This window comes from Sporosarcina sp. ACRSL, from assembly GCF_022346605.1.
Lineage (GTDB): Bacteria > Bacillota > Bacilli > Bacillales_A > Planococcaceae > Sporosarcina.
Genome location: NZ_JAKRNT010000018.1, coordinates 14024 through 37510 on the forward strand (window position 1 = coordinate 14024; position 23487 = coordinate 37510).

Here is a 23487-nt window from a genome sequence, read left to right on the forward strand (position 1 = left end):
AGCCTGCGAGCGCTCGCAGGCTTTTTTATTCTGCCGATTTACCTTTTTCATACCAATTCAAAATCTTCTCCGCCTCTTCGACATCCATATGATGCACCCCCGCATGGTAGCAGCCCATGCCGGATTTGACATTCGCGATGACTGTCGCAACGCCTTTCCGTTTGTGGAAGTAGCTTTGCTTCATCTCCATTGACTGTATTCTTTTCTTCATCGTATAAGCCGTCTGCAAGCTAAACAATCTGAAGCGCATAATGAGCTGGTTTCCGACGACATCATACGACGCCGAGCGATGCTGCCATATGCCGTACGCGATGACGACGGGAATGAGCGCGAGCGAAAACAGGCCGTATGGGAAGAAGAAATAGATGAGGGCCCCGATGACCGGCACCATCCAAAGGAAATCAATGCGGTAATAGAACGGGCGACCTTTCGGCGTGAGCTTTTTCGCCGGTTCCTCCAAATGTAAATCCGGAAAAATTTCTTGCAAATACGTTTCTACTTGATCCTTTTTCACGAGCGGGAATAAATTGATTTTGGAGCTGAGGCCGATACTTCCTCCCGCACTATGGAGCGAGACGGATACATAGCCGAATAGCTTTCGGAACGGGTTCTCGACGAGCACGACACTTTGAATCCGTTTCAGCGGGACGGTCACTCGTTTTTTCTCGAGCAGTCCTCTCGTAATGATGATATCTTCTTTGTCCAACGCGACCGTAAATTTATAATGGGACAGGAACGTCATCGCGACGGATAAGACCCAGACGAAAAGGAACCCAAGAAAAATGGCAGCCGCCACGATAAGCGCACCGAATTTGATGAATGCTGAAATCTCTTCATACATCCATTCGAACGGAATGAGATCCGCAAATTGGGATAAGAAGATGGCAACCCCGGACAAGATGACGCCAATACCTCCCGATGTGGTCGCAAGGACGAATAGATCCTTCGTCGACATCGTGAAAATCCGCCGAAGAGCGGATTCCTCTTCAGCCGGCTGCTCATACATCCCCTCAAAAGCGGCCTCTTCGCCATCCAATCCGGGCGTAGCCTTCTTCCGCCGTTTCGCTTCGGCCATCTCCATTTCAACCCGTTTTGCAGCTTCTTTCGTAATGGCGGTCAGTTCCCCTTCCGCCTGCTTCTGTGATGAGCTCCCCGCCGTTTCCACTTTCACTTTGACGAGCCCGAACGGTCGATGGAAAATCCCTTCCGTATAATCCAAGCTTTGAATGCGGTCGAATGGAATATAGCGTTTCTTTTTGACGAATAAACCCGATTCGATTCGAAGCTCATCATCCTCGAACCAATACTCGAACCGTCTCCATTTCACAATTCCCGCGATTGCCAATCCGATGATTAATGCGCCGAAGATGATGAAGGACAAATAATCCACGTACCAAAGTCCGGTCATTTCGCCTTTCCATCCGCCTTGAAAGCCATTCACGAAAATCAAAGCAAGAAGTGGTAGGATCGCTTCTTTCACTGTTTTAAGCACTTCGATAATTGCGGTAATCCAATGCAGTTTATAACGTTGTTGTTGTTCAGACATCATCTTCCGCCACCCTTGCCAGAACAGAAATCCTACCGCGCAGTTCATCAGCTTCCTCTACGACTAACGCAGGAATTGTATGAACCGTCGCAGCCGTCGAAATCGAAATTTCAGCTAATTTATATTTCCGTAAAATTGGCCCTTGAGATGTGTCGACGTGTTGGACACGCACCATCGGGATCAACGTCCGCTTCACGATGAAAAGACCGTGCTGTAATTCGATTTCAGACTCCCTTACTTCATAACGCCAGCGGAGCCATCTCACCTTCGGGAATAAAAAGACCATGAAATAGGCAAATAACACAAGAACAATCGCTTCAATCGGATAAATCCACCACGGCCATTCGAATATGTATACGAGCACACCGCCGCCGATAGCGACCAATGCGAGAATGATCGTTTGAATCCAGCCGTATAATCGCCATACTTTTAACCCTTTTTTCGAAATACGATTTGCTGGTTGAGCTCTCATTTCCATACACCTCTTTCTCTTCTTCCATTGTATACGTAGTGAGGCTGAAAATGTTTCATTATAATAAAAAAAGCGAAGGGCGCATGCCAAAGCCGTCACGAAGAACGGCTTTTGCGAGCACAAGCGCAGCGTTGCGAGCACATCTTTGCACTAGCCGTCACGTAGAACGGCTTTTGCGAGTAAAAGCGTAGCGTTACGAGCACATATTTTAGAAGCCTTAAATAAAAAAATCCCCGGGGATGAAATTATCATCTCCCAGGGATTATTATTATCTTTCCGATCTGCCTCTTGAACGGTCTCTACGTCCGCCGCCATCACGGTTGCCGCGACGTGAACCGCCGCCACTGCCGTAACCGCGTCCGCCACCGTAAGAACGACCGCCGCCGCGGCTTCCTTTGTAGCCACCGCGATCACGGGAGTGCGTTTTGCGGGAAGGCAATGGACGCTCTTCCGTAATTTTAACTGGTGTATCATCTGGCTCTTTCGTCAACGAGCGAATCGCTGCAGCAACGATTTCTTTTGCATCGTGCTTTTCAAGAAGCTCTGCTGCTAGAGTTTTATAATCATTCAATTCGTTTTTCTCAATGATTTCCGTCAGCTGTTCCATCGCAAGACGTTGCTGGCCGATTAGTGCCTCGTCTTCCGTTGGTGGCTGTAATGGCGTCATCCGTTTTTTCGTCGTTTCTTCAACGACGCGAAGATAACCCATTTCACGCGGCGTGACAAACGTAACCGCCATACCGCTTTTACCAGCACGTCCTGTACGACCGATACGGTGTACATAGCTTTCTGGATCTTGCGGGATATCGAAGTTGTAAACGTGCGTTACACCCGAAATATCCAATCCACGTGCCGCAACGTCCGTTGCAACAAGTACGTCGATTTTATTTTCCTTGAACTGGCGAAGAACAGACATCCTTTTCGCTTGCGTTAAGTCGCCGTGGATTCCTTCTGCCAAGTAGCCACGGATGCTCAAAGCGTGGGATAGCTCATCGACACGACGCTTCGTACGTCCGAATACGATCGCTAGCTCAGGCTGATGAACGTTCAATAGACGAGAAAGCACATCAAACTTTTCTCTTTCTTGCGCTTTAACGAAATATTGGTCGATGTTTTCTACCGTCATCTCTTTTGATTTGATTTTCACCATTTCCGGCTCTTTCATGAATGTCTCAGCAATTTTACGAATTGCAGGAGGCATTGTCGCCGAGAATAGAAGTGTTTGGCGAGTATCTGGAACACTTGCCAAAATTGTGTTGATGTCTTCGATGAAGCCCATGTTGAGCATTTCATCCGCTTCGTCAAGGACGAGCGTATTTACATTGTTCAATTTCAATGTTTTACGGTTAATATGGTCGAGGATACGTCCCGGAGTTCCGACAACAATTTGTGGATTGTTGCGCAATGCTCGAATTTGCCGCCCGATTTCCTGGCCACCATACACAGTCAACACACGTGCGCGTTTGCCGTATCCGATTTTGTAAATTTCTTCAGACACTTGGATCGCCAATTCACGTGTCGGTGCAATGACCAAAGCTTGTACTGCCGGATTGTTCACATCGACTTTCTCAATGATCGGAATCCCGAATGCAGCAGTCTTCCCCGTACCTGTCTGTGCTTGACCGATAACGTCGCGACCTTCCATGCCGAAAGTGATTGTGCCTTCCTGGATCGGTGTCGCTTCTTCAAATCCCATGCGCTGTAGAGCATTTTGTGTGGATTCGCTAATATTAAGTTCTGAAAATTTCGTCAAACTTCTCAATCTCCTTTAGTTTCTTCATTTAGCAATTGGTTACATTTGCAAATGAAAGCACGGCAAATTCGAGCCTTAAACTTCTATGGGAACGTTTCCGATATTTTTAATTCTCTGGAGTGGGCAAAGTTCAATGGTGAACTTCATGAATTCAGAGGCGTTAGTGAAAAGGAAAGCTAGTCTTTGCCGATCGGGTTATGCGCAAGCATGTACAAAACGCGCGCTCAACCGTTTTATTCAAAAAAAAGTACTCTTCGCCACCGGAAGAGTCTCGTGTAAATGTATCCAATACTCATAGTAGTTTATCACGCTTACGTTCGATCCGCAATCAATCCGCTTTAAAACAAATAATCAGAATTCCCGATTTTCTTTCTTCATGAATTCATATACTTGGGGGAACCATTCGTCGCTATCATCGCTGTAGCAAATGTGATGCTTTCCATTTTCCGATACGATGAGCTCCTTTTGAACAGAGCCGAGTGAACGCAATAGATGGTATGCAGAAGAAAACGGTACGATTCCATCTCTCTTCCCTTGCACAATACAAACAGGTGTCGTGATCATGCCGTAATACGGTTCCACCATTTTGACGACACGTACAAATTCCTTGGCGGCATGGAGTGGCGTATGCCGTAATTTGTAGTCGTATAAATGATAAAACGTATTCGGCGGATAGTTTTTCGTGACGGATTCCGATAGGAGGACAGCCATGTCTTCAAGAAGATAGCGCGGGCTGATGTACTTCGCAGCAGCACTGAGCAGGACAAGCTTTTCAACTTTGTAGCGCAATGCTAAATATAAGGCAATGATGCCGCCCATCGAAAAGCCGACGATCATTACGCGATCGACCTTTTCTTGCAATCGTTTAAGCGCGAGTTCCGCTTCCATCATCCACGATTCTGCCGACACTTTGGTCAGATCGATCGGGAAATCATGCCCCGGCAAGATCGGGACAGATGTGATCCAGTCCGTCCTTTCCTCTACATATTGAATGAAAGGACGGACTTCAAACACCCCTCCGGTAAAGCCATGGAGGAACAGTACGCCTGTTTTCATGCTCGCAACACGCCGTCAATAATTGTCTCTAACGCCATCCCTCTCGATCCTTTAAACAGAACGATGGAGTCCTCGTTAGTCGAAGCAAGTAGTTCCTCAATAAGCGGATTGTAGTCGCTTTCCGACCAGATAATTGTTGCTTCATTCCCAGTGTTTCGAAGCTCTTTAAAAAGCCAGTTCATTCGCGGGCCATATAGAAGGATTCCTTCTAATTCTATAGTGGCAAGCTGATGGGCTATTGATTCATGGTAATGCCGTTCATTTTCGCCAAGTTCGAGCATATCACCCAAAACAGCCCATTTTTCGGTCCGGAGCTTCGTTTCCTGTAGGAATGAAAGTGCTGCTTGCATAGATGTTGGTGCTGCATTGTATGCGTCATTAATGAAGAGCGCTCCGTTTTGAGCGACAATCGGTTGCATCCTCATTTCTGTCAGTGTCGACTGACGAAGTGCTGTATCGATCTGTTCGTCGCTAAGACCGAGTTCACTCGCAATTAAAATCGCCGCAAGCGAATTTTTCACTTGGTGGGCGCCGAAAACCGGAATTGTGAAGTTGCCGGCGATTGTTCCTTCGACGGAGAATTGGCTACCGTCATCGCCTGTTTCCATAGAGATGAGAGAAAGGTCCGCATCTTCGCTTTGACCGAATGAGACCGCTCTCAGGTCAGGATGGTTGGATACGAGTGTCTGTAAAAGCGGCTCATCGCCATCATAGAATAAGGTTCCAACTTCTTGCAGTCCATCGATGATTTCGAATTTCGCCTTGGCGATCCCTTCGCGCGAGCCGAGATCTTGCATATGCGCTTCGCCGATATTTGTAATGACGGCGTAGTGCGGCTTCGCGAGTTTCGACAGGAACGAAATTTCACCGAAACCGCTCATCCCCATTTCAAGGACGGCGACTTCCGTGTCTTCTTCCAATGAAAGAATTGTCAACGGCATCCCTAATTCATTATTGAAATTACCTTCTGTCTTGCGCACGTTGAAATACGGAGAAAGGACGCTTGCCACTAAGTCCTTCGTCGATGTTTTGCCGTTCGAGCCGGTAATACCGATGAATTTGCAGTCGAGCTCTTCCCGATATGAGCGTGCAAGCTGCTGTAATGCAAGTTCAGGGTCGTCGATGAAAATGAGAGGGATATCGGAAGGTGCGTCCGGTTCATCCTTCATCCAAAGGGATGCTGCCGCTCCTTTTTCAATAGCTTGTCGAACGTATTGATGACCATTCACCTGTTCGCCGCGGAATGGGATGAATAAGTCCCCTTTTTTAAGTGTGCGCGTATCGATCGACGCCCCATTCACAACCACGTCGTCCATATGCTGCCCTTCTGCCTGCAGCCAACTAGCCAATTCAGTCAATAAACGCTTCATCTTCCATCACGCTCAATCCATTGTATATTGTATCTGTTGCTTTTCTTCATGCCGTTCAAGTCCCAGTTCAATCAATCTGTCAATCAATTCCGGGTAAGATGTACCTGCATGCTGCCATAATAAAGGGAACATGCTTGTCGGTGTAAAGCCCGGCATCGTATTGATTTCATTGATCAGCACTTCATTGTCTTCTGTCACAAAGAAGTCTGCCCGAACTAACCCTGCGCAATCAAGTACTTTGAATGCGCGGATTGCAATGTCCTTCAATGTCATTTCCACTTCATCCGTCACTGGCGCAGGGATGAGCAATTCCGTATTGCCGTCCTGGTACTTCGCTTCATAATCGTAAAATGCCGCCACCGGTTTGATTTCCCCGAGGACGGAGCACTTCGGATCGTCATTGCCGAGGATGCCGACTTCAATTTCACGCGCCGTGATCCCTTGCTCGACGATGATTTTCCGGTCGAATTTCAATGCGAACTCGACTGCAGCAATGAGGCTTTCATGGTCCGTCGCTTTGCTGATGCCAACGCTTGAGCCTAAGTTAGCGGGCTTGACGAACATCGGGAACGTCAATTCCGACTCCATTTTATCAATCCAAAATTGTTGATCCTTTTTCCACTGGTTCCGGATGAAGTAGACGTAAGGAACTTGCTTCAGTCCTACTTGTGCAAAGAGCTGTTTCATAACTACTTTATCCATTCCTGCGGAAGAGGATAACACGCCATTGCCTGCATACGGGATGTTCATGACTTCGAACAATCCTTGGACCGTTCCGTCTTCCCCGTTCGTTCCGTGTAAAAGCGGCAAGATGATGTCAGGCACACCGTTTCCATTCAAAAAATCATGGATGCTGTCTGGCTTACCGCCATCACGCGTAAGTCGCAATTGTTCAGCCGTTTCGACAGGAGCGACGAGCGGCTCCCCTTTTCTCCATTCACCTTCGTACGTTATATAGACAGGGATCACTTCATATTTATCAAAGTCAATCGCATTGGTTACCGCCGTGGCAGTCGATAGGGATACTTCATGCTCCGCGGACTTCCCGCCATATACTAAACCCAGTTTCTTCTTCATTAAACTCCCTCACTTACCGTTAGATTTCGTTCCTTTAGTTTACCACGAATCGATGTGGACGTTCGTAAAATATCATCATACGGAAGGACCCTTTTTTCAATGGGCAACTTCCTCCTAAATCGTGACGTCTCTTTGAAGGACAGCAATCGGTACGTTATACTGAATATGTCTATTATTCTTCTATTGTATATGTATGCACATTTTTTTCGGGATGAACACCCAATTCCGTCAAGCTTTGAATAGTTTACGAATTGACATTTTTTAAAGTCCCGTACAAATCGTCTGTTTTCCGTTATAATGATATCTAGTTTTCAATCAACCCAACTAAACTGATAAGGTGAATGACATGAATATAGATAAAAAACCTGTGGATCGATTCGATTGGCCGCTTGCATTCATTATGCTCCTCTTCTTCGTGATCAGCCTAATTGCAATCGCTTCTGCACAAACAACAGGACAATATAAGATAAACTCCATCCCGATAAACTTCATCCCGTCTCAAATCCAATGGTATGTCATCGGTTCTATTATAATCGCCATCACGATGTATTTAGAGCCGGAACAATACAAGAAAGCTGCCTGGATCATCTATGGCGGCGGTGTATTCATGTTGGCAATGCTTTACATTTTGCCTGATAGCCTGGAACTAGTCAGCCGCAGAAACGGGGCAAAAAGCTGGTTCCATATACCTGGAGTCGGCAGTATCCAGCCTGCTGAGTTCATGAAGACGTTTTTCATTATCGGTCTTGCCCGCACGATTACGAAGCACCATGAAAGATATTTGGAAAAGACATTGCAGACGGATTTCCTGCTGCTCGGCAAAATTATCGCCGTCTTCATTGTCCCGTTCGCTTTGATCATGCTCCAACCAGACTTAGGAACAGGACTCGTCTTCATCGCTATCACCACTGCATTAGTTATCGTGGCGGGCATTACGTGGCGGATCATTCTGCCGATTTTCCTAGGAACCGCAACTTTGGGTGCGACGTTGTTATGGATGGCCCTCTACGCTCAGGAAATTCTCGTGAAGTTTGGCGCCAAGCCGTATCAACTCGAACGGATTTACTCATGGCTTGATCCGTATTCATATGCATCCAATGAAGGACGTCATCTGATCACATCCCTGAACGCCATCGGTTCAGGGGAAATTTTCGGGAAAGGGTTCCAAGGGCGAGAAGTGTATGTCGCCGAAAGCCATACAGATTTTATTTTCAGCACCATTGGAGAAGACTGGGGATTCGTCGGCGCAAGCCTCGTCATTTGCTTGTATTTCTTCCTGATTTATCATATGACGAAAATTACACTTGAGCTAAAGGATCAATTCAGTACGTATATTTGCGCAGGCATCATCGCGATGATCACCTTCCACGTGTTCGAAAATATCGGCATGACAATCCAATTGCTGCCGATCACAGGAATTCCCCTGCCATTCATTAGTTATGGCGGGAGCTCATTGATGGGCAATATGCTCGCCATCGGACTGGTATTCAGTATGAAGTTCCACCATCGGACGTATATGTTTAGCTCGGATGATGAGGATTAAAGATAAAACGCATAAACGGCTAGAATTGCGCATAAAACCATTGATATGCGCATACACTTGCCCAAACGCGCATAAATTAGTTATTTCACGCATAAACCGGTGTACATGCTCATAAATCTATTTATTTACGCATAACACTTCTCAAAAACGCATAAAAAAAATCCCCTGCATGCTCGTATGCGGGGGATTTTCATTATGACTGTATTTGCGGGTCATTTGCAGGTGGCGCGAGGGCTTTCAGCATTTCCATCCGGGATTTCGTTGCTGTTGCCGAAACACCCAACTTCGCCAAGTTGGAGATGATTGTTTTCAAATCAACTTTTTCTTTCGCCATCTTTTCCACCTCGACCTTTCTATCTGTTGTAGACGCATCAGACAATTGGAAAGTTTCATCAGTGAAATGAAAATCATGCCAATTTTCATCTATACACATCATACCACTCCTGTCCACTTTTAAATCTTTCAATTCTGTTACAAATTGTTCGCCTTTTGTAAATGCTTTATACACGAATGGAAAATTAAAGATTGCCATCGGGGCGTTTATGCGTATACGTGGGGATTTATGCGTAGTTGCGCCGGTTTATGCGTCTGTTAGGCGATTTATGCGTGAACTTCTTGATTTATACGCGTGTAAAGCAATTTATGCGGCGATTAATAGATTTATGCGTGTTTCGTACGGTGTAGTATATAGCAGTTTCTCCTTACATACATATTCTTTGTAACTGCAAGTGTAGCGAAGTAAAATAGACGTATGATGTTCATTGAAAGCAGGTTCTCCTATGAAAAAACCAATATTATTATTAATGTCCGTGCAATTTTTCGTCTATCTCGGATTCGGGATCATCATTCCCGTTTTGCCGGAAGTCATTGTGCAACAGCAGCTTTCGGAAATTCACGTCGGCGGATTGCTGACGGTTTATTCGCTTGCTTCCTTCTTTACCGCTCCGCTATGGGGTTCGTTATCCGACCGAACTGGGCGCAAAAAGCTAATCTTAGTCGGCCTGATCGGCTTTAGTTTAAGCTTTTTCTTGTTTGCCTTCTTTATAAATAATCTCACGATGCTCTACCTTTCCCGTGTCGTCGGTGGAATTTTCTCGGGCGCCTTGTATACGGCGGTTACTGGGTTTGTCGGGGATATGACGACTGAGGAAAATCGGAATAAATATATGGGCTTGCTCGGCATGTCGATAGGTCTCGGATTCATTTTCGGACCTGCGATCGGCGGTGTTCTTGGCGATATTAGCTTGCAAACTCCATTTATCGCATCCGGTGTATTAACGTTGCTTCTTCTCATCTATGCAGGAATCATCTTGAAAGAGCCGGAGCGTCTTGGCGAGGTGAATAAACGCGCGCTTCTTCCGAAGGGCGGTATGATGCTTTGGCAGTACCGGATCCGGAACTTGTTCATGCTTTCTTTCATGGTGACGCTCATATTGGCAGGAATCGAATCGACCTTCCAATTGTTCCAGATTTCCGCGATTGAAATCACCCCGTTGCAAATCGGCTATTTATTCATGGCGAGCGGATTTGTTGATGCGGCCATTCAAGGCGGTGTGGTGCGCCGGGTGAAAAACGGGTCGGAAACAAAATGGATCATTGGTGGCCAAATCGTTACAGCGATCGGATTGATTTTGATACCGTTCACAAGCAGCCTGTTTTGGGCGGGCGTTGCACTCAGCGTCTTCACAGCGGGCAACGCACTTTCAAGGACAGTGCTCGTGTCATTAACATCGAAGGAATCCGGAGGGATGTATGGAACAGCAGCCGGCATGACCTATTCGATGGACAGTATGGGTCGCATCATCGGGCCGCTATTGTTTACATGGCTCTTCACAAGGATGACAGGCGAAATTTACTATATTTCCGCTGCGCTTGCAGTCATTTCGATCCTCTTCATTTTCATGTATCGCAAGTCTTCGAAAACATTACGTTCCAATTAAAATAAAAGGCACAACATATTCATTTCGCAAATATGTTGTGCCTTTTCTTATTTAATCAATCGTAATAGCCAAGCCTTTAATCTTCAGGGATGGTGAACCGATATACCCGTTGTAACTAAACGGTGAAAATACTAAGTCTTCTCCAATGTTCTCAATGTCCTGGAGCACTTCAAAGAAGTTCCCGGCTACGGTCATCTGCTTCGTTGGTCCGACAATCTTGCCGTCTTTCACATAATAACCGTCAGCCGCTAGCGAAAAGTCGCCCGAAATCGGATTCGCCCCCGAATGCAATCCAGCCAAGTCGGTAATGATAATGCCTTCTGCAATCCCTTCATAGAGCTGCTCATACGTTTGATTGGCAGGTTCTATATAGAAATTAGATGGACTGACTCCGACGGAATCCTGATAGGATTGGCGATGCGCATGGCCGGTAGGCTCTACGCCATCCTTTTTCGCTGTTTTCAAGTTGTGGAAGTATGTTTGTAATTTCCCACCGTCTACAACGTTGTGCTTTCTCGTCGGGACCCCTTCTGAATCGAACGTCGCGCTGCGGATTCCTTCCGGAAGGAATGGATTATCGATCAATGTCACATGATCCGCCGCAATCTTCTCGCCTAACTTTCCTTTCAAGCGGGACTGGCTATCCTGCACAGCCTGAGCCGAAAATGAGGATGTGAACGTCGCCAAGAGGGAAGCTGCCGCTTCATTTTTCAAGACGACAGGATATGTTTTATTCGGATAATTTTTTTCTCCTAACATGCTTAACCCTTGTTCAACGACCTCTTTTGCGATTGCGTCAGCATTCAGCTCTTTAAAATCTTTCGTAATTCTAAAAACCGTACCTGATTTCAATGGGCCATTTTCTTGGACGAGGATAGATACGTAAAATAGTAAAGAGTTATTCTCTTCCCTTAGCGCAAGCCCTTTATGATGGAATAGGCCATTTTCCCATTTCTGGTTTCGCATTTGGGCTGAAGTCACCTTCGTTACTCGCTGATCTAACGAGAGGATTTTCTTCTCCACTTCCTGTAAGAATTGAATCATTTCTTCCGGCTTGACCGTTTCTAAGTCCGGTGTGTAAAACTTGATATCTTCATACGTGGACTTTTCCGTAAAGAACTGTTCAGGTTCATTTTCATTGAGCTCTGCATTCTCCGACGCATTTTTCAGCAAGAATGAAACCGAGTCCTCGTCGAATTTCTCTGTAAAAGCGTATCCTGTTTTTCCATTATACAATCCTCTCACAGCTGCACCTTGAACATCGGAAAAATCGTACGCATCCACTTCCCCTTCGTACACCCCGACGGTAAGGCTCTCTTTTTTCTCATAGTAAAGTTCTAGATCGGTAAAGCCTGCTTTTTCCCCTTCTGTAAACAGTTGTTCCTTCAATTGTTCGATGCTCATTCTTTTACGCCTCCTTTCCGCCAACCGTAATTTCACTGACACGTACCATCGGTTGCCCAACGTTCACTGGTAAACTGCCGCTTGATGCGCCGCACATACCAGCACCGTGGCCTAAATTATTGCCGACGCGATCGATATTCAAAATCGTCGTTGCTCCGTTCCCAATCAAAGTCGCACCGCGGATCGGCTTCTCAATTTTCCCGTTCTTGACCAAATACGCCTCATCGACGGCAAAGTTGAAATCTCCCGTTCCCGGATTGACCGAACCGCCGCCCATGTATTTCGCGTAAATACCGTATTCCGTGTCCGCAATGATCTCTTCAGGAGTGGATTTTCCTGGAGCGATGTACGTATTCGTCATCCGGGATGTCGGGGCGAATCTATACGATTGTCTGCGGCTTGAGCCTGTAGACTCCATTCCCATCCGTCTGCTGTTTAATTTATCGATCATGTACCCTTTAAGAATCCCGTTTTCAATGAGCACATTTTTACGGGATTTTTCACCTTCATCATCGATATTGATGGAACCCCACTCGTTTTCAAGCGTCCCGTCGTCAATGTATGTAACGAGATCTGACGCCACTTTTTCACCTAATTTATTCGCAAAGACAGAGGCATTTTTCGCTACAGATGTCGCCTCTAAGCTGTGACCGCAAGCTTCGTGGAATATGACGCCGCCAAATTCGTTGTCGATAATGACAGGGAATTTCCCGCTCGGGGCTGGAGCAGCATGTAACATTGTTTTAGCCATCCGGGCAGATTCCTTCGCATAATGATTCAGATCGAGATTTTCGATGAACTCAAAACCTTGATAGGCGCCAGGACCATAATAACCGGTCTGCATATCCGCCCCGTCTGAAGCGATGGATACCATGGACATCCGGCTTCGTACGCGCTGATCCTCCACAAATTTCCCTTCGGAATTGGCAATGAGGACGTTTTGCTCTTCATCAATGAGACGAATGATCGCTTGCACGATTTCCGGGTCATAATTTCTCATAATGTCATTGGCGTTTCGCATGACCGCAAGTTTTCGTGATTTTTCTGCTTCATGAGGCATGATTTTTATCGGATGAAGCGTCGAGATCGATTCTTTCATAAGCGGAATGATCGTCGTCTTTCCATCCTGCTTCCCTTGAATGGCTTTTGCAGCTGTACGCGCGGCTTTCAAAAGACCTTCTCGAGAAGAATCGTTCGTATAAGCGTAAACACTTTGCAACCCATGGAACACACGGATTCCCACACCAAAATCCCTGCCAGACAAATTCTTCTCCAAGCGAGCGTTTTGCAAGACCATTTGGTTTGTGAACCGATCCTCCACAAACACTTCCGAAAAATCACCACCCGTTTCAAGGGCAGCTTGCAACACATCTTCAATAAGCGCTTTGTTCAGCATAATTTTCCCCCAGTTCCTATTTTTCTAATAGTTCCATCTATAGGTATACGACGTGCTATGAAAATAGTTTCATTTTGATATTGTTTCTTGTAAAAGCTCAAAAGCCTTCTTTATGTCGATATCTTCATCAATATGCTCTGGTGTCCAAGGGATATGAATATGCGGCGTGATACCGACGCCCGTCATCCCCTCCCCTTTGTCGATCCGTGAAAGACGTGAAGACGGATACATCAGCTCGAAGCCTTCCTCCCACTTCATGCTCACCAAATTCGCGTAATCGTTCAGCCCCATCGTCGCTCTGCCGATGACAGTCACTTTATTCGACTTTTTAACGCCTTCGACGAATGAATCACCCGAGCTGCCACAGAAGACATCCGCCAAGACGATGACCGAAGATGGGTGTTTAGACCCTTTTACGAACGTACCGCTGACGAGATCACCAAAGTCAAATTCGACAAAGCCTTTCCCGCGGTTCCGCTCCCACTCCCGCTTGAAGACAGTCAAGAACCACCGAGCCTGTTCATCTTCCGTACTCGCAAGCGCCTCTTCCAGTTCAGACAGGATTCGATCTGTACTCGCTTCCGTACAATTGAACAGCATTTTATTCTCCGGATCCGCAAGCTCGACCCCCTCTTCAGGCATCAAGTACGGAATAAATGGATAAAAGCTCGAATCGCTCCCTCCATAATTCACACGAACGTCGATAATCCATTTATCGGTCTTCTCAAGCAGCTGTTGATGCTCCTCAAGCATTTTCAGAATGGCATCCGGGTTCGCAAAGTCAGACATCGTAATAAAAGCGACACCATCCCTTTCTTCCACCGAATAGGTCGGGATATACGGCTTCTTCTCATACAGGCGGAACGGGATCGTCCGTCTTCCGTTGTCACCTACAATTTCCCCTTCATTGTAGAGCATGAGAATCGGCATCCAATTTTCGCGTTCAGGATGATTTTCATTTAACAGTCGGTGATGCCGTTCCTTCAATTCTGGAATGCTGTATCCCCCTATGGATACGAAGCTCATCCCGGGCTTCAACCGTTCCTCCGAATCTACCTCCGTCACATAGAGATGATCCTCAAAACGGCGTACTTTGAATCCTCGGTTTTTCGGCTTTTCACTTCCCACATTCTCAGCTATAAAATGTATATGCTTATCGTTAAAGTCCAACAAATACTCCTCAACGATTTGCTTGAATTCTTCATGCGACAGCTGATCATTTCCCCTGAGTTTTTGAAGGAAATACTCCGGTCTATCCCAGCCCAGTTTATCATTGCAGCCTGCGTAGTCGTTATGCATAATGTGAACAATTTCTGTAAAGATTTTTTCCATTCCCAATACCCCCTACAAGTTTCATTCTTGAACTGCTTCTGCTTTTATTATTTTTCTTTTATCCAGTTCTGGATGCGCCATCCGAATGGCAGAAGGTCTGATCATAATGAAAACTGTGCTAATCAGCAATAGACTAGAGACGAGAAGGATCCATTGCGCAGGTAAAATATCATACAGAAATCCGTAGATCACCATTCCGAGAGGCATCAATGCCATCGCCATCGTTTCAAGAATCGAAAATACACGTCCCTTATAATCGTCGTCAATCATCTTTTGCATCATGACCATCATTGGCGTATTGACGATAATTTGCGTTACCCCGAAGGTGAACATCAACGTCGCATAATAAGCGAACATCCCATTGTACGGCATTGCAAAAAACAAAGGTAAGCCGATTCCGGCCATAATCAAAGCCATGCCGAGAATTCCCCTCTTCGCTACTAACATTGGAAACTTCACTTCTTTTTTCACCGAAAGGTAAATAGACATAAGCAACATACCGACTGCGAAAGCTCCTTCTGTGAATCCAAAATGTTCAGGGGCCATTTTCATCTTCTCAATTAGAATGAATGAATAGCCGACCATGAAGGCTCCGAAAAGAAAGTTAATGACGAGCGAGACCCAGATGATTGCCATTATAATTGGCTGCAGCTTCAAATAGGAAAGTCCAGCCTTCATACTTTGAAGCATCGATTCCTTTTGCTCGCCTTCCACCACTTCTTTCCGTTTAGCAAATAGTTTAAAATCCATCGTCGACTCAAGGAAGACTGCAATAATAGAGGCAGTCATGTACATAATGAGAAACACCGGCAACGTAACGTATCCGTAGAGCAGGCCCCCTACCGCAGGACTGGCGATTGCTGCAAACGAAATCGACATTTGATTCAGTGACATCGCCCGTTGGATTCTTGCTTCATCGACAAGACCTGTTATAGACGAGCTGAACGTTACACCCGAAAAAGTAGAAGTAAGTGACAATATAACTGTCGTCGCATAGATCGCTAGTAGAGAAATGCCTGAAGTCAAGCTGACAGCGAGAAGGCCACCGATTGCCAATGACGTAGCAATCTGCGCCGTAATAACAATCGTCTTGCGTGAATACCTATCTGCGACATAACCAGCAAACGGGGCTACTAACGTCCTTGGCAAAATGCTGCAAATGAGGTTCGTCGCAAAACTCGTCGCAGACCCCGTCAACTGCAAAATGTAAAAGCTGATCGCAAAGGCGTACACTTGCGCGCCGAACGATGAAATAATCTTGCTAATTGTGAACGTCCATAGGTGATAAGTTGCCCTTTTTAATTTTATTGCTTCACTCAAAATAATCGCTCCATTCAGGAAGTTTAATTTAATTAAACAAATAATAACACGCACCCTCTTCCATTGCAAGAGAAAGTTTAATATAATTAAACTATATACAAAATTAGATGGAGGTGTTCCTGCTGCATACTTTAGGTGAACGGATCAGGTCGTTGCGAAAACAGCGAAAGATGACATTGGAAACATTGGCGGGAGACCAACTGACAAAGGGAATGCTCAGTTTAATCGAGAACAATAAAGCGAATCCATCGATGGAGAGCTTATCGTATATCGCGGAACGTCTCGGCGTGGAAGTGTCCGAGCTATTGGAGGAAGTGAGTACACAAGAATTGCGGGAAGTTTTGGAGAAGACGGAGAAACTATACAATACGGAATTTGATAAGTTAACGGACGAGTATCAGCAAATTATCGCTTTAATAGACCCGTATGCTGACAGCTTGACACAAGGCTACGAAGCTGCCCGTCTGTTGGAAATCTATAGCCGCAGTCTTCATGTAGAAAAGAAGGAAGGTTGGCAGGAGTATTCCGATAAGGCGGCACAAATTTACGACCAATTGAATATTATTCCTCGCCGTTCCGCAATAGGAATTTTCAGGTCTTTGGTGAAATTTACAGAGCATAATTACGAAAGTGCTCTTGCTACCCTGTTGAAGGAGAGGTCGGATATCGAAGCGCGGAATGTATTCATTGATCCGATGACCCGGCTTGATTTTGATTATATGGAAGCTGCCCTCCATTATGCTGTTGGGGATGCAAAAGAGGCAATTCGTGTCATGAATAATGGAATTGAGTTTTCGAAGGAGAAGCAAGTTTTTTATCGCATTGATCATCTATATCGCTTGGCCGTTTTTCATGCAATGATGACAGGCGACGAGGAGGCCATGAAATATTATGTGCGGAAGATTGAGTTATATGGTGAATTTGCGGATGATGAAGAAGCTGTTTACTTCCCTACTTACGTACGGACCCATTATTTAACCTCCTATAAAAAATCGTATGAGGAAGCATTGGATCTAATCAATAGCTTTACAAATGAAAATGAACTTGCCAACTACCAGACCCCCTACTTCTATATGGAAAAAGGGAAAGTGCTATATGGATTGGAAAAATACGAGGAAGCAATTGAATGTTTCCAAAGTGTCACAATCGCAGACTATGTTCACCATCCATTCGATTTGTCCATTTTTTACGAAAAGGATGCGTACACAGCATTGTGCCACTTAGCATTAGGCGAAGAAGACAAAGCGGTTGAAGCCATTGATAAAGCAGTTGAAAATATTACTCCGATGCCTCGGACCCCCTATAAAGACTTCATTATGGATACGTATGAATTGATTCAAAATAGTTGAATTCAGAAACTTTTCTTACACATTCTCGTTCATATGTATAACGGGGGTGTGTTTTTATGAAAATGAAAACGGCATTAGCAATTGCATGCATGATGTCTCTTTTATTGGCAGCTTGTTCTAACAGTTCCACTCCACAAGCTGCTAATTCTGTACAGTTGCATATTACGAATAATACAAATGCAACAATGTACGGAATGGAGATCAGTTGGCATCAGGACGGAGAAATAAAGGGCACGCAAGGAGGAGTAGATGCAGACGGTTCCAAGATGAAAAAGGGAGAATCGATGGTGTTTGAATTCCTCCCAGAAGAGGTGGATGTAACTAAGGACATGTTATTGGAAGTCTCCTTGATTACCTCACCTAATCATTCGACCGTCCAACTCGATTCAAAAACTCCAGTCAAGCTGACAGGGTACGGAAATTATAATTTTGAGCTCATATCTGATTCAGGGGAAATTCAATTACTGAAATCTAAGGAATAAAAAACCGCGAAAGCGCAATGGCTTACGCGGTTTATTCAATCATGTAGCATCGATCGACTGATGCTCGATTGAACCGTTATATACATCTTTATCCAACTCACCGCTCATGCGTGCAGTTGTTACACCCGCTGTCATTGATCCGCTCACGTTCAATGCCGTACGTCCCATATCGATCAACGGCTCTACTGAAATCAATAGACCCGCCAATGCGACCGGAAGATTCAACGCTGAAAGAACAAGGATTGCAGCAAATGTTGCGCCACCGCCGACTCCCGCAACCCCGAACGAGCTAATCGCCACAATAACAATCAATGTAATAAGGAATGTCGGCTCCAGCGGATTTTGACCGACAGTAGGCGCAATCATGACAGCGAGCATAGCCGGATACACGCCTGCACAGCCATTCTGTCCGATTGACAATCCGAAAGATCCTGCAAAGTTTGCAATTCCGTCCGGAACGCCGAGACGATCCGTTTGTGTTTTAATGTTTAGGGGTAAAGCACCTGCACTCGATCTAGAAGAAAACGCGAACAGCAAAGCTTCCGCCGTCTTCTTCACATACGTAATTGGATTCAGTCCCGAAATGGAGACGATGGCCAAATGGATGACGAACATGACAAGCAATGCGACATACGACGCCAGAACAAATTTCCCGAGGCTATAAATCGCTCCAAAATCCGATGTTGCCACCGTTCTCGCGATAATCGCCAAAATTCCGTACGGCGTTAAGCGTAAAACGATTCGAACGACGCCCATTACTAATGAATAAATAGCGTCGATTCCCTTCTTCACCAATTCCGCATTCTTTTCATCCCGTCTAGTCAACGCTAAATACGAAAATCCGAGAAACGCTGCGAAGATGACGACACCGATTGTCGAAGTGGGACGGGCGCCCGTAAAGTCAAGGAATGGATTGGCAGGCAATAGATCCAAGATTTGATCCGGCAACGTCCGGTCTTCGATTCCCGCAGAACGTTCTTCAATGGAAGCACCGCGCTCAATTTCCGCTTCCCCTTGGACGATTTCTGATGCGTCCAAGTTAAATAGCAGTGTTGCCGAAATGCCGATGATGGCTGCTATAGCAGTCGTTCCGACAAGAATTCCTAAAATCATTCCCGCCATTTTCCCGAAATTCTTGCCAATCGTCACTTTCGTAAAAGCACCAAGAATTGAAATGAAAACAAGCGGTATAACAATCATTTGAAGCAGCTTGACATAGCCTGTCCCGACGATGTTAAACCAAGGCACAGTTTGTGCAAGCACTTCCGAGTCAGCACCGTATGCTACATTCAAGATGAATCCGAACAGAATCCCAAGACCGAGACCTGCAAACACCCTTTTGGAAAACGAAACCTTCTTCCGATGCATAGTATAGAGAATACCGATCAACAGTAATAATGCAAATATATTAACAAGTAACAGTACTGTGTCCACTACTTTTCCTCCTTTATTAAAAGTACTAAAAGAATATATACCCTAAAAACTAACCAGTCAACTAGGAATAAATGACTTTAGGAGAATTGCGCTAAAGGAAAATTGTCCCTCAGAAGGATGCAAAAGATTTTTCAGGGTGATTTTCCATTCTTTTTCATAAACTTTTCGGTATACTAATAAGACAGCAGTCACTAAAGGAGGGCGTATATGGCCAATTTAATTACGCTGATGGTAACAGCCATTTTTATTTTGAACATATTCCTTGCGATTGCCCTCATCTTCCTCGAAAGAAGGGATCCCACCGCAACATGGGCGTGGATTCTCGTTCTATTCTTCGTGCCTTTATTCGGCTTTTTCATTTATTTACTATTCGGCCGGCAATTGCGGCAGAAGCATTTGTTCAGATGGGAATGGAAAGACCGAATCGGCATTGAGACATTGATTGATTATCAAATTGAGGCGATCGAGAAAGGGACGTTCGATTTCAGATTGGCCGATACCGAGCACTACAAAGATATGATTTACCTTCATCTCCGAAATAACCACGCAGTATTGACACAAGATAATGACGTTCAAATTTTCAATGATGGCGTTGCGAAATTCGAAGCGTTGCTGCACGACCTTGAAAACGCCAAAGACCATATCCACTTTCAATATTATATTTTGCGGTTGGACTCATTAGGTAAACGGATATTGGACGTATTGATCAAAAAGGCGAAACAAGGCGTTAAAGTCCGGGTCCTGTTCGACGATATCGGGTCCCGTGGACTCCGGGTGAAACATTTGAAGGAATTAATTGATTGCGGTGGTGAAGTAGCGGCTTTCTTCCCCGCCATCCTCCCTCTCATCAATCCACGTCTCAACTACCGGAATCACCGGAAAATTGTTGTCATTGACGGACGTGTCGGCTACGTCGGTGGATTTAACGTCGGCGACGAATATTTAGGGTTGAATAAAAAATTCGGCTATTGGCGTGACACGCATCTTCGCATTGAAGGCAGTGCGCTCCATCCGTTGCAAACACGGTTCATCCTTGACTGGAACCAAGCGACTGATATGGAAGACATCGAATACGCCGAACGCTATTTCCCTGCGATTCCACGGAAAGGATCGGTCGGATTGCAAATCGTATCAAGCGGCCCGGATGCCGAGTGGGAGCAGATCAAAGACGGTTACTTGAAGATGATTTTTTTGGCGAAGGAATATATTTACATTCAGACGCCATACTTCATTCCGGACGTTAGTTTCCTTGATGCCATACGAATCGCTTGTCTTTCGGGAGTCGATGTTCGGATTATGATTCCAAACAAGCCGGACCATTTGTTTGTGTACTGGGCAACGTACTCCAATATCGGAAAGCTGTTGAAAGCAGGAGCAAAAGTGTATATTTACGAAAACGGCTTCCTCCATGCAAAAAAAATTGTCGTAGATGACGAAGTATCCACCGTCGGAACGGCGAACATCGACGTACGGAGCTTTAAACTCAACTTCGAAGTAAATGCATTTATTTACGATCGCGAGAAGTCTCATGAACTCGCGGAATTATTCGAGCAAGATATGCAATTATCGACGGAGCTGACGTATGAGATGTATCAAAATCGGACGCGTTGGATCAAAATCAAAGAATCGATTTCAAGATTGTTGTCTCCTCTTTTATAATCCAGCCTACAATAAAAAATCCTCTTCCATCCATGATGTCAGGATGGAAGAGGATTTATTCATTCTATGCCGAGGTATTCTTCAAGGGTGATGTTGCGTTTGAAGATTTCTTCGGCGATTTCTTTTCCTAGATAACGGAAATGCCATGATTCATGCATGTAGCCCGTAATCTCTTCTTTACCGTTCGGGTATCGGAGGATGAAGCCGTAGCGATAGGCGTTTGCCGCGACCCATTTGCCTGCCTCGGTCTCCCCGAACTTGTTCGATGCCCAATATTTTTCGTAGTTCACTTCCCCAATATCGAATGCAAGACCGGTTTGGTGCTCGGAATAGCCCGGGCGTGCACTATAACGATCCGCTTTCTCAACGCCGTCTCTACTGACGTAGCGGTTATAGAGCGACGTTTGGTATTCAAATGAACGGTAAGTGCTGAAGGCGGTTAGATTGAAGCCGGACAATTTAGCTTCCGCCGCCATTTCCTCGAATGCTTCCCTCGCCTCTTTATTTTCACCGGGAGCGTAAGTGCTCGGCAAAGGATATTTCTTATTTGCGATGAGGATGCCATTAATGTATGTCGGTTCATCCGGAAGCTTCTGACCTTCGATATAGCCGCTCTTATTCGGGCTTGTCTGTGGTTGATTCGTCACCTTTGGCTTCTCCTCGACTTTAGCTGGCTTTTCGGGAGCCGTTTGTTGCTCCGACTTCTTTTCTGTCTCCTCCACTTTTGCAGGCGGCTCTTCTTCAACTGGTTCTTCCTCGACAGGAGGTGTTTCTTCTTCCGCTTCACGTTCTTCCTCAGGCGTTTCCGTTTCGTCAACGTCCTCAGGCTCGATTTCTTGCTGTTCCGGCAACGGTTCCTCCGTTTTGCCAATATCTACTTGTCTCAATGTCTTCGATACATCCCAGTCATTCATACCGATCCAGACGACAATCGCTGTCATGAGTAATCCTGTTAGCAGCAGCGTTATTGTCAACGCTTTACCTGTGCTTTTCTTGCTCTTATATGTACTTCGTTTCCGCTTCATCTTTGTTGGCCTTCCTTCTACTCTAGGTATCTCTTAATTATTAATAAGATTAAATCGCCAAATGACGATGTTCTTTCCAGTCCTTGTATGCTATTATTTACTTTCAAAAGTGTATTTACATGAATGTGAGGAGTATCCATGAATAATCAACGCTGGCTTTCGCTTAGTTTTTTTATATTTTTCTTCACATGGGGTGTCTTTACCCCTTATTGGACAGGCTGGTTGACGATCGAAAAGGGGTTAACCGTGAAGACCGCCAGCATTATTATGGGTACCGGGATGGTCGCCCGATCGTTTTCCACGTTTCTCGTCTTTCCGTATTTGACGGAAAGGACATCGTATAGCCGTGTCCTCAAATGGACAACAATCGTTTCGCTGCTACTGGCCGTCCTTTATATCCCTGAGTCGCCATTCGTTGCGTTATTCATCATTACAGTATTATTTAGCGCTGTTTATCCGATCATCTTGCCTGCTGTTGAAAGCGGGGCATCCGTTTTGATGAAAAAAGAGCGTGTCCATTATGGAAAAAGCCGATCGTTCGGATCAATCGGGTATACGGTTGCTCTCTTGCTCGTCGGCACCGCAACAGCGATTTGGAATGAACAAGCGATTCTTTACATGATGATTGCCGGGCTCGCCATCGCTGTCGTCATTTATTCCCAACCTGCACCTGCAGTTTTACAAAGCATGCCCGATAAGAAAAACTCGCGTGATCTGAAAACCGGGTTGAAGATGTTATTTGCTACAAAAGGTTTTCCTGTCGTCATGGTACTTGCGATCTTGCTGCAAGGCGCGCATGCATCGTATTACAATTACGGCTTCCTTTTCCTCAATGACCTGAACGTCAATGGGTTTTATATCGGTGTCATTTTAAATATCGCAATTCTATTCGAAATCCTTTTTTTCGCAAAGGCGGATCGCTTATTGGCCGGTATGCGGATATCGACGATGTTCCTGATTGCTGGAATCGGATCAACGTTACGGTGGGTACTCGTCTTCCTTTTCCCGAATGCCATCATGTTCATCGCAACTCAAGCTTTGCATGCCGCTTCGTTCGGAATTGCCCATTATGCGTTCATCCAATACATATCGAATAAGCTTCCGAATTCGCAGATTGCTGCGGCCCAAGGGTTTTACGCTGCCTTCGCGATGAGTTTAAGCGTTGCGATCTTGACGTTCCCTGCAGGATTCCTTTACGAAATCTCACCAGGAACCGCATTTTTAGGAATGACAATTTGCTCGATTCCCGCTATCATTATTGTCCTAGCAACTCGAAAACGGTATGCCTATTAATGTTTGACGTTCTTCGGAGAAAATCGTTTCCGGAGG

The 23487-nt window shown here is 45.5% G+C and carries 19 protein-coding genes; 6 read left to right on the forward strand and 13 right to left on the reverse strand.

All coding sequences use genetic code 11. The annotated features are described in order from the left end of the window. Positions 1–25: 25 nt before the first annotated feature. The 6 genes from MHZ92_RS19865 to MHZ92_RS19890 form a co-directional block, all read right to left on the reverse strand. Complete coding sequence (locus MHZ92_RS19865; RefSeq protein ID WP_239433449.1) at positions 26–1546, reverse strand: PH domain-containing protein; 1521 nt, start codon at positions 1544–1546, stop codon at positions 26–28. Further along, positions 1539–2018 carry a PH domain-containing protein gene (locus MHZ92_RS19870; RefSeq protein WP_239433450.1) on the reverse strand — a complete coding sequence of 160 codons (480 nt, stop codon included), beginning with the start codon at positions 2016–2018 and terminating at the stop codon, positions 1539–1541. The genes MHZ92_RS19865 and MHZ92_RS19870 overlap by 8 nt, the downstream gene beginning before the upstream one ends. A gap of 268 nt (positions 2019–2286) precedes the next feature. Beyond that, positions 2287–3771, reverse strand: coding sequence for a DEAD/DEAH box helicase (locus MHZ92_RS19875; RefSeq protein ID WP_239433451.1), 1485 nt, complete (start codon positions 3769–3771; stop codon positions 2287–2289). Between the two features lie 351 nt (positions 3772–4122). Then, complete coding sequence (locus tag MHZ92_RS19880) at positions 4123–4827, reverse strand: alpha/beta hydrolase (RefSeq protein ID WP_239433452.1); 705 nt, start codon at positions 4825–4827, stop codon at positions 4123–4125. Then, positions 4824–6197: a UDP-N-acetylmuramoyl-tripeptide--D-alanyl-D-alanine ligase gene (locus MHZ92_RS19885; RefSeq protein ID WP_239433453.1), complete on the reverse strand. Its 1374-nt coding sequence runs from the start codon at positions 6195–6197 to the stop codon at positions 4824–4826. The genes MHZ92_RS19880 and MHZ92_RS19885 overlap by 4 nt, the downstream gene beginning before the upstream one ends. Positions 6198–6209: 12 nt before the next feature. Continuing rightward, positions 6210–7274 (reverse strand): D-alanine--D-alanine ligase, encoded by a 1065-nt coding sequence (locus tag MHZ92_RS19890; RefSeq protein WP_239433454.1) that lies wholly within the window; start codon positions 7272–7274, stop codon positions 6210–6212. 346 nt (positions 7275–7620) lie between these two features. Here MHZ92_RS19890 and MHZ92_RS19895 point away from each other — a divergent pair, with 346 nt between their 5' ends. Beyond that, entirely contained in the window at positions 7621–8817 is a 1197-nt protein-coding gene (locus tag MHZ92_RS19895; RefSeq protein ID WP_239433455.1) for an FtsW/RodA/SpoVE family cell cycle protein, read from the forward strand. A gap of 193 nt (positions 8818–9010) precedes the next feature. Here MHZ92_RS19895 and MHZ92_RS21475 read toward each other — a convergent pair whose 3' ends face one another. Next, positions 9011–9151, reverse strand: coding sequence for an Lmo0850 family protein (locus tag MHZ92_RS21475; protein ID WP_255723670.1), 141 nt, complete (start codon positions 9149–9151; stop codon positions 9011–9013). 445 nt (positions 9152–9596) lie between these two features. Here MHZ92_RS21475 and MHZ92_RS19905 point away from each other — a divergent pair, with 445 nt between their 5' ends. Then, positions 9597–10757, forward strand: a complete 1161-nt coding sequence (locus tag MHZ92_RS19905) for an MFS transporter (RefSeq protein WP_239433456.1) — start codon at positions 9597–9599, stop codon at positions 10755–10757. 51 nt (positions 10758–10808) lie between these two features. Here the strand turns inward: MHZ92_RS19905 and MHZ92_RS19910 are convergent, their stop codons facing one another. The 4 genes from MHZ92_RS19910 to MHZ92_RS19925 form a co-directional block, all read right to left on the reverse strand. Further along, positions 10809–12161 (reverse strand): TldD/PmbA family protein, encoded by a 1353-nt coding sequence (locus MHZ92_RS19910; protein WP_239433457.1) that lies wholly within the window; start codon positions 12159–12161, stop codon positions 10809–10811. 4 nt (positions 12162–12165) lie between these two features. Beyond that, positions 12166–13557 carry a TldD/PmbA family protein gene (locus MHZ92_RS19915; protein ID WP_239433458.1) on the reverse strand — a complete coding sequence of 464 codons (1392 nt, stop codon included), beginning with the start codon at positions 13555–13557 and terminating at the stop codon, positions 12166–12168. 69 nt (positions 13558–13626) lie between these two features. Continuing rightward, the gene (locus tag MHZ92_RS19920; protein ID WP_239433459.1) at positions 13627–14889 is read right to left on the reverse strand and encodes a S41 family peptidase; all 1263 of its coding nucleotides are present in this window, start codon (positions 14887–14889) and stop codon (positions 13627–13629) included. A 21-nt stretch (positions 14890–14910) separates the two neighbouring features. After that, positions 14911–16209 carry an MFS transporter gene (locus MHZ92_RS19925; RefSeq protein ID WP_239433460.1) on the reverse strand — a complete coding sequence of 433 codons (1299 nt, stop codon included), beginning with the start codon at positions 16207–16209 and terminating at the stop codon, positions 14911–14913. A 107-nt stretch (positions 16210–16316) separates the two neighbouring features. On the opposite strand from MHZ92_RS19925, the gene MHZ92_RS19930 reads away from it, so the two are divergent. After that, entirely contained in the window at positions 16317–17558 is a 1242-nt protein-coding gene (locus MHZ92_RS19930) for a helix-turn-helix domain-containing protein (protein ID WP_239433461.1), read from the forward strand. A 56-nt stretch (positions 17559–17614) separates the two neighbouring features. Then, positions 17615–18040, forward strand: coding sequence for a hypothetical protein (locus tag MHZ92_RS19935; RefSeq protein ID WP_239433462.1), 426 nt, complete (start codon positions 17615–17617; stop codon positions 18038–18040). 39 nt (positions 18041–18079) lie between these two features. Here the strand turns inward: MHZ92_RS19935 and MHZ92_RS19940 are convergent, their stop codons facing one another. After that, entirely contained in the window at positions 18080–19408 is a 1329-nt protein-coding gene (locus MHZ92_RS19940) for an L-cystine transporter (protein ID WP_255723671.1), read from the reverse strand. 273 nt (positions 19409–19681) lie between these two features. Between MHZ92_RS19940 and cls the strand changes: the two genes are divergently transcribed. Further along, a complete protein-coding gene (cls, locus tag MHZ92_RS19945; RefSeq protein WP_239433464.1) occupies positions 19682–21133 on the forward strand; it encodes a cardiolipin synthase in 1452 nt (483 codons plus the stop codon). Positions 21134–21192: 59 nt separating this feature from the next. On the opposite strand, the gene MHZ92_RS19950 is transcribed toward cls, so the two are convergent. After that, entirely contained in the window at positions 21193–22158 is a 966-nt protein-coding gene (locus MHZ92_RS19950) for a M15 family metallopeptidase (RefSeq protein ID WP_239433465.1), read from the reverse strand. Between the two features lie 138 nt (positions 22159–22296). On the opposite strand from MHZ92_RS19950, the gene MHZ92_RS19955 reads away from it, so the two are divergent. Continuing rightward, positions 22297–23451 (forward strand): MFS transporter, encoded by a 1155-nt coding sequence (locus tag MHZ92_RS19955; RefSeq protein ID WP_239433466.1) that lies wholly within the window; start codon positions 22297–22299, stop codon positions 23449–23451. Positions 23452–23487 lie beyond the last annotated feature (36 nt).

What these genes read in the sequence shown, in the direction of transcription:
- MHZ92_RS19935 (WP_239433462.1), top strand. Translation starts at nt 17,615, where the DNA reads ATGAAAATGAAAACGGCATTAGCAATTGCATGCATGATGTCTCTTTTA.
- MHZ92_RS19950 (WP_239433465.1), bottom strand. Translation starts at nt 22,158, where the DNA reads ATGAAGCGGAAACGAAGTACATATAAGAGCAAGAAAAGCACAGGTAAA.
- MHZ92_RS19890 (WP_239433454.1), bottom strand. Translation starts at nt 7,274, where the DNA reads ATGAAGAAGAAACTGGGTTTAGTATATGGCGGGAAGTCCGCGGAGCAT.
- MHZ92_RS19870 (WP_239433450.1), bottom strand. Translation starts at nt 2,018, where the DNA reads ATGAGAGCTCAACCAGCAAATCGTATTTCGAAAAAAGGGTTAAAAGTA.
- cls (WP_239433464.1), top strand. Translation starts at nt 19,682, where the DNA reads ATGGCCAATTTAATTACGCTGATGGTAACAGCCATTTTTATTTTGAAC.
- MHZ92_RS19905 (WP_239433456.1), top strand. Translation starts at nt 9,597, where the DNA reads ATGAAAAAACCAATATTATTATTAATGTCCGTGCAATTTTTCGTCTAT.
- MHZ92_RS19865 (WP_239433449.1), bottom strand. Translation starts at nt 1,546, where the DNA reads ATGTCTGAACAACAACAACGTTATAAACTGCATTGGATTACCGCAATT.
- MHZ92_RS19930 (WP_239433461.1), top strand. Translation starts at nt 16,317, where the DNA reads ATGGAGGTGTTCCTGCTGCATACTTTAGGTGAACGGATCAGGTCGTTG.
- MHZ92_RS19915 (WP_239433458.1), bottom strand. Translation starts at nt 13,557, where the DNA reads ATGCTGAACAAAGCGCTTATTGAAGATGTGTTGCAAGCTGCCCTTGAA.
- MHZ92_RS19910 (WP_239433457.1), bottom strand. Translation starts at nt 12,161, where the DNA reads ATGAGCATCGAACAATTGAAGGAACAACTGTTTACAGAAGGGGAAAAA.
- MHZ92_RS19895 (WP_239433455.1), top strand. Translation starts at nt 7,621, where the DNA reads ATGAATATAGATAAAAAACCTGTGGATCGATTCGATTGGCCGCTTGCA.
- MHZ92_RS19880 (WP_239433452.1), bottom strand. Translation starts at nt 4,827, where the DNA reads ATGAAAACAGGCGTACTGTTCCTCCATGGCTTTACCGGAGGGGTGTTT.
- MHZ92_RS19885 (WP_239433453.1), bottom strand. Translation starts at nt 6,197, where the DNA reads ATGAAGCGTTTATTGACTGAATTGGCTAGTTGGCTGCAGGCAGAAGGG.
- MHZ92_RS19920 (WP_239433459.1), bottom strand. Translation starts at nt 14,889, where the DNA reads ATGGAAAAAATCTTTACAGAAATTGTTCACATTATGCATAACGACTAC.
- MHZ92_RS21475 (WP_255723670.1), bottom strand. Translation starts at nt 9,151, where the DNA reads ATGGCGAAAGAAAAAGTTGATTTGAAAACAATCATCTCCAACTTGGCG.
- MHZ92_RS19940 (WP_255723671.1), bottom strand. Translation starts at nt 19,408, where the DNA reads ATGCATCGGAAGAAGGTTTCGTTTTCCAAAAGGGTGTTTGCAGGTCTC.
- MHZ92_RS19955 (WP_239433466.1), top strand. Translation starts at nt 22,297, where the DNA reads ATGAATAATCAACGCTGGCTTTCGCTTAGTTTTTTTATATTTTTCTTC.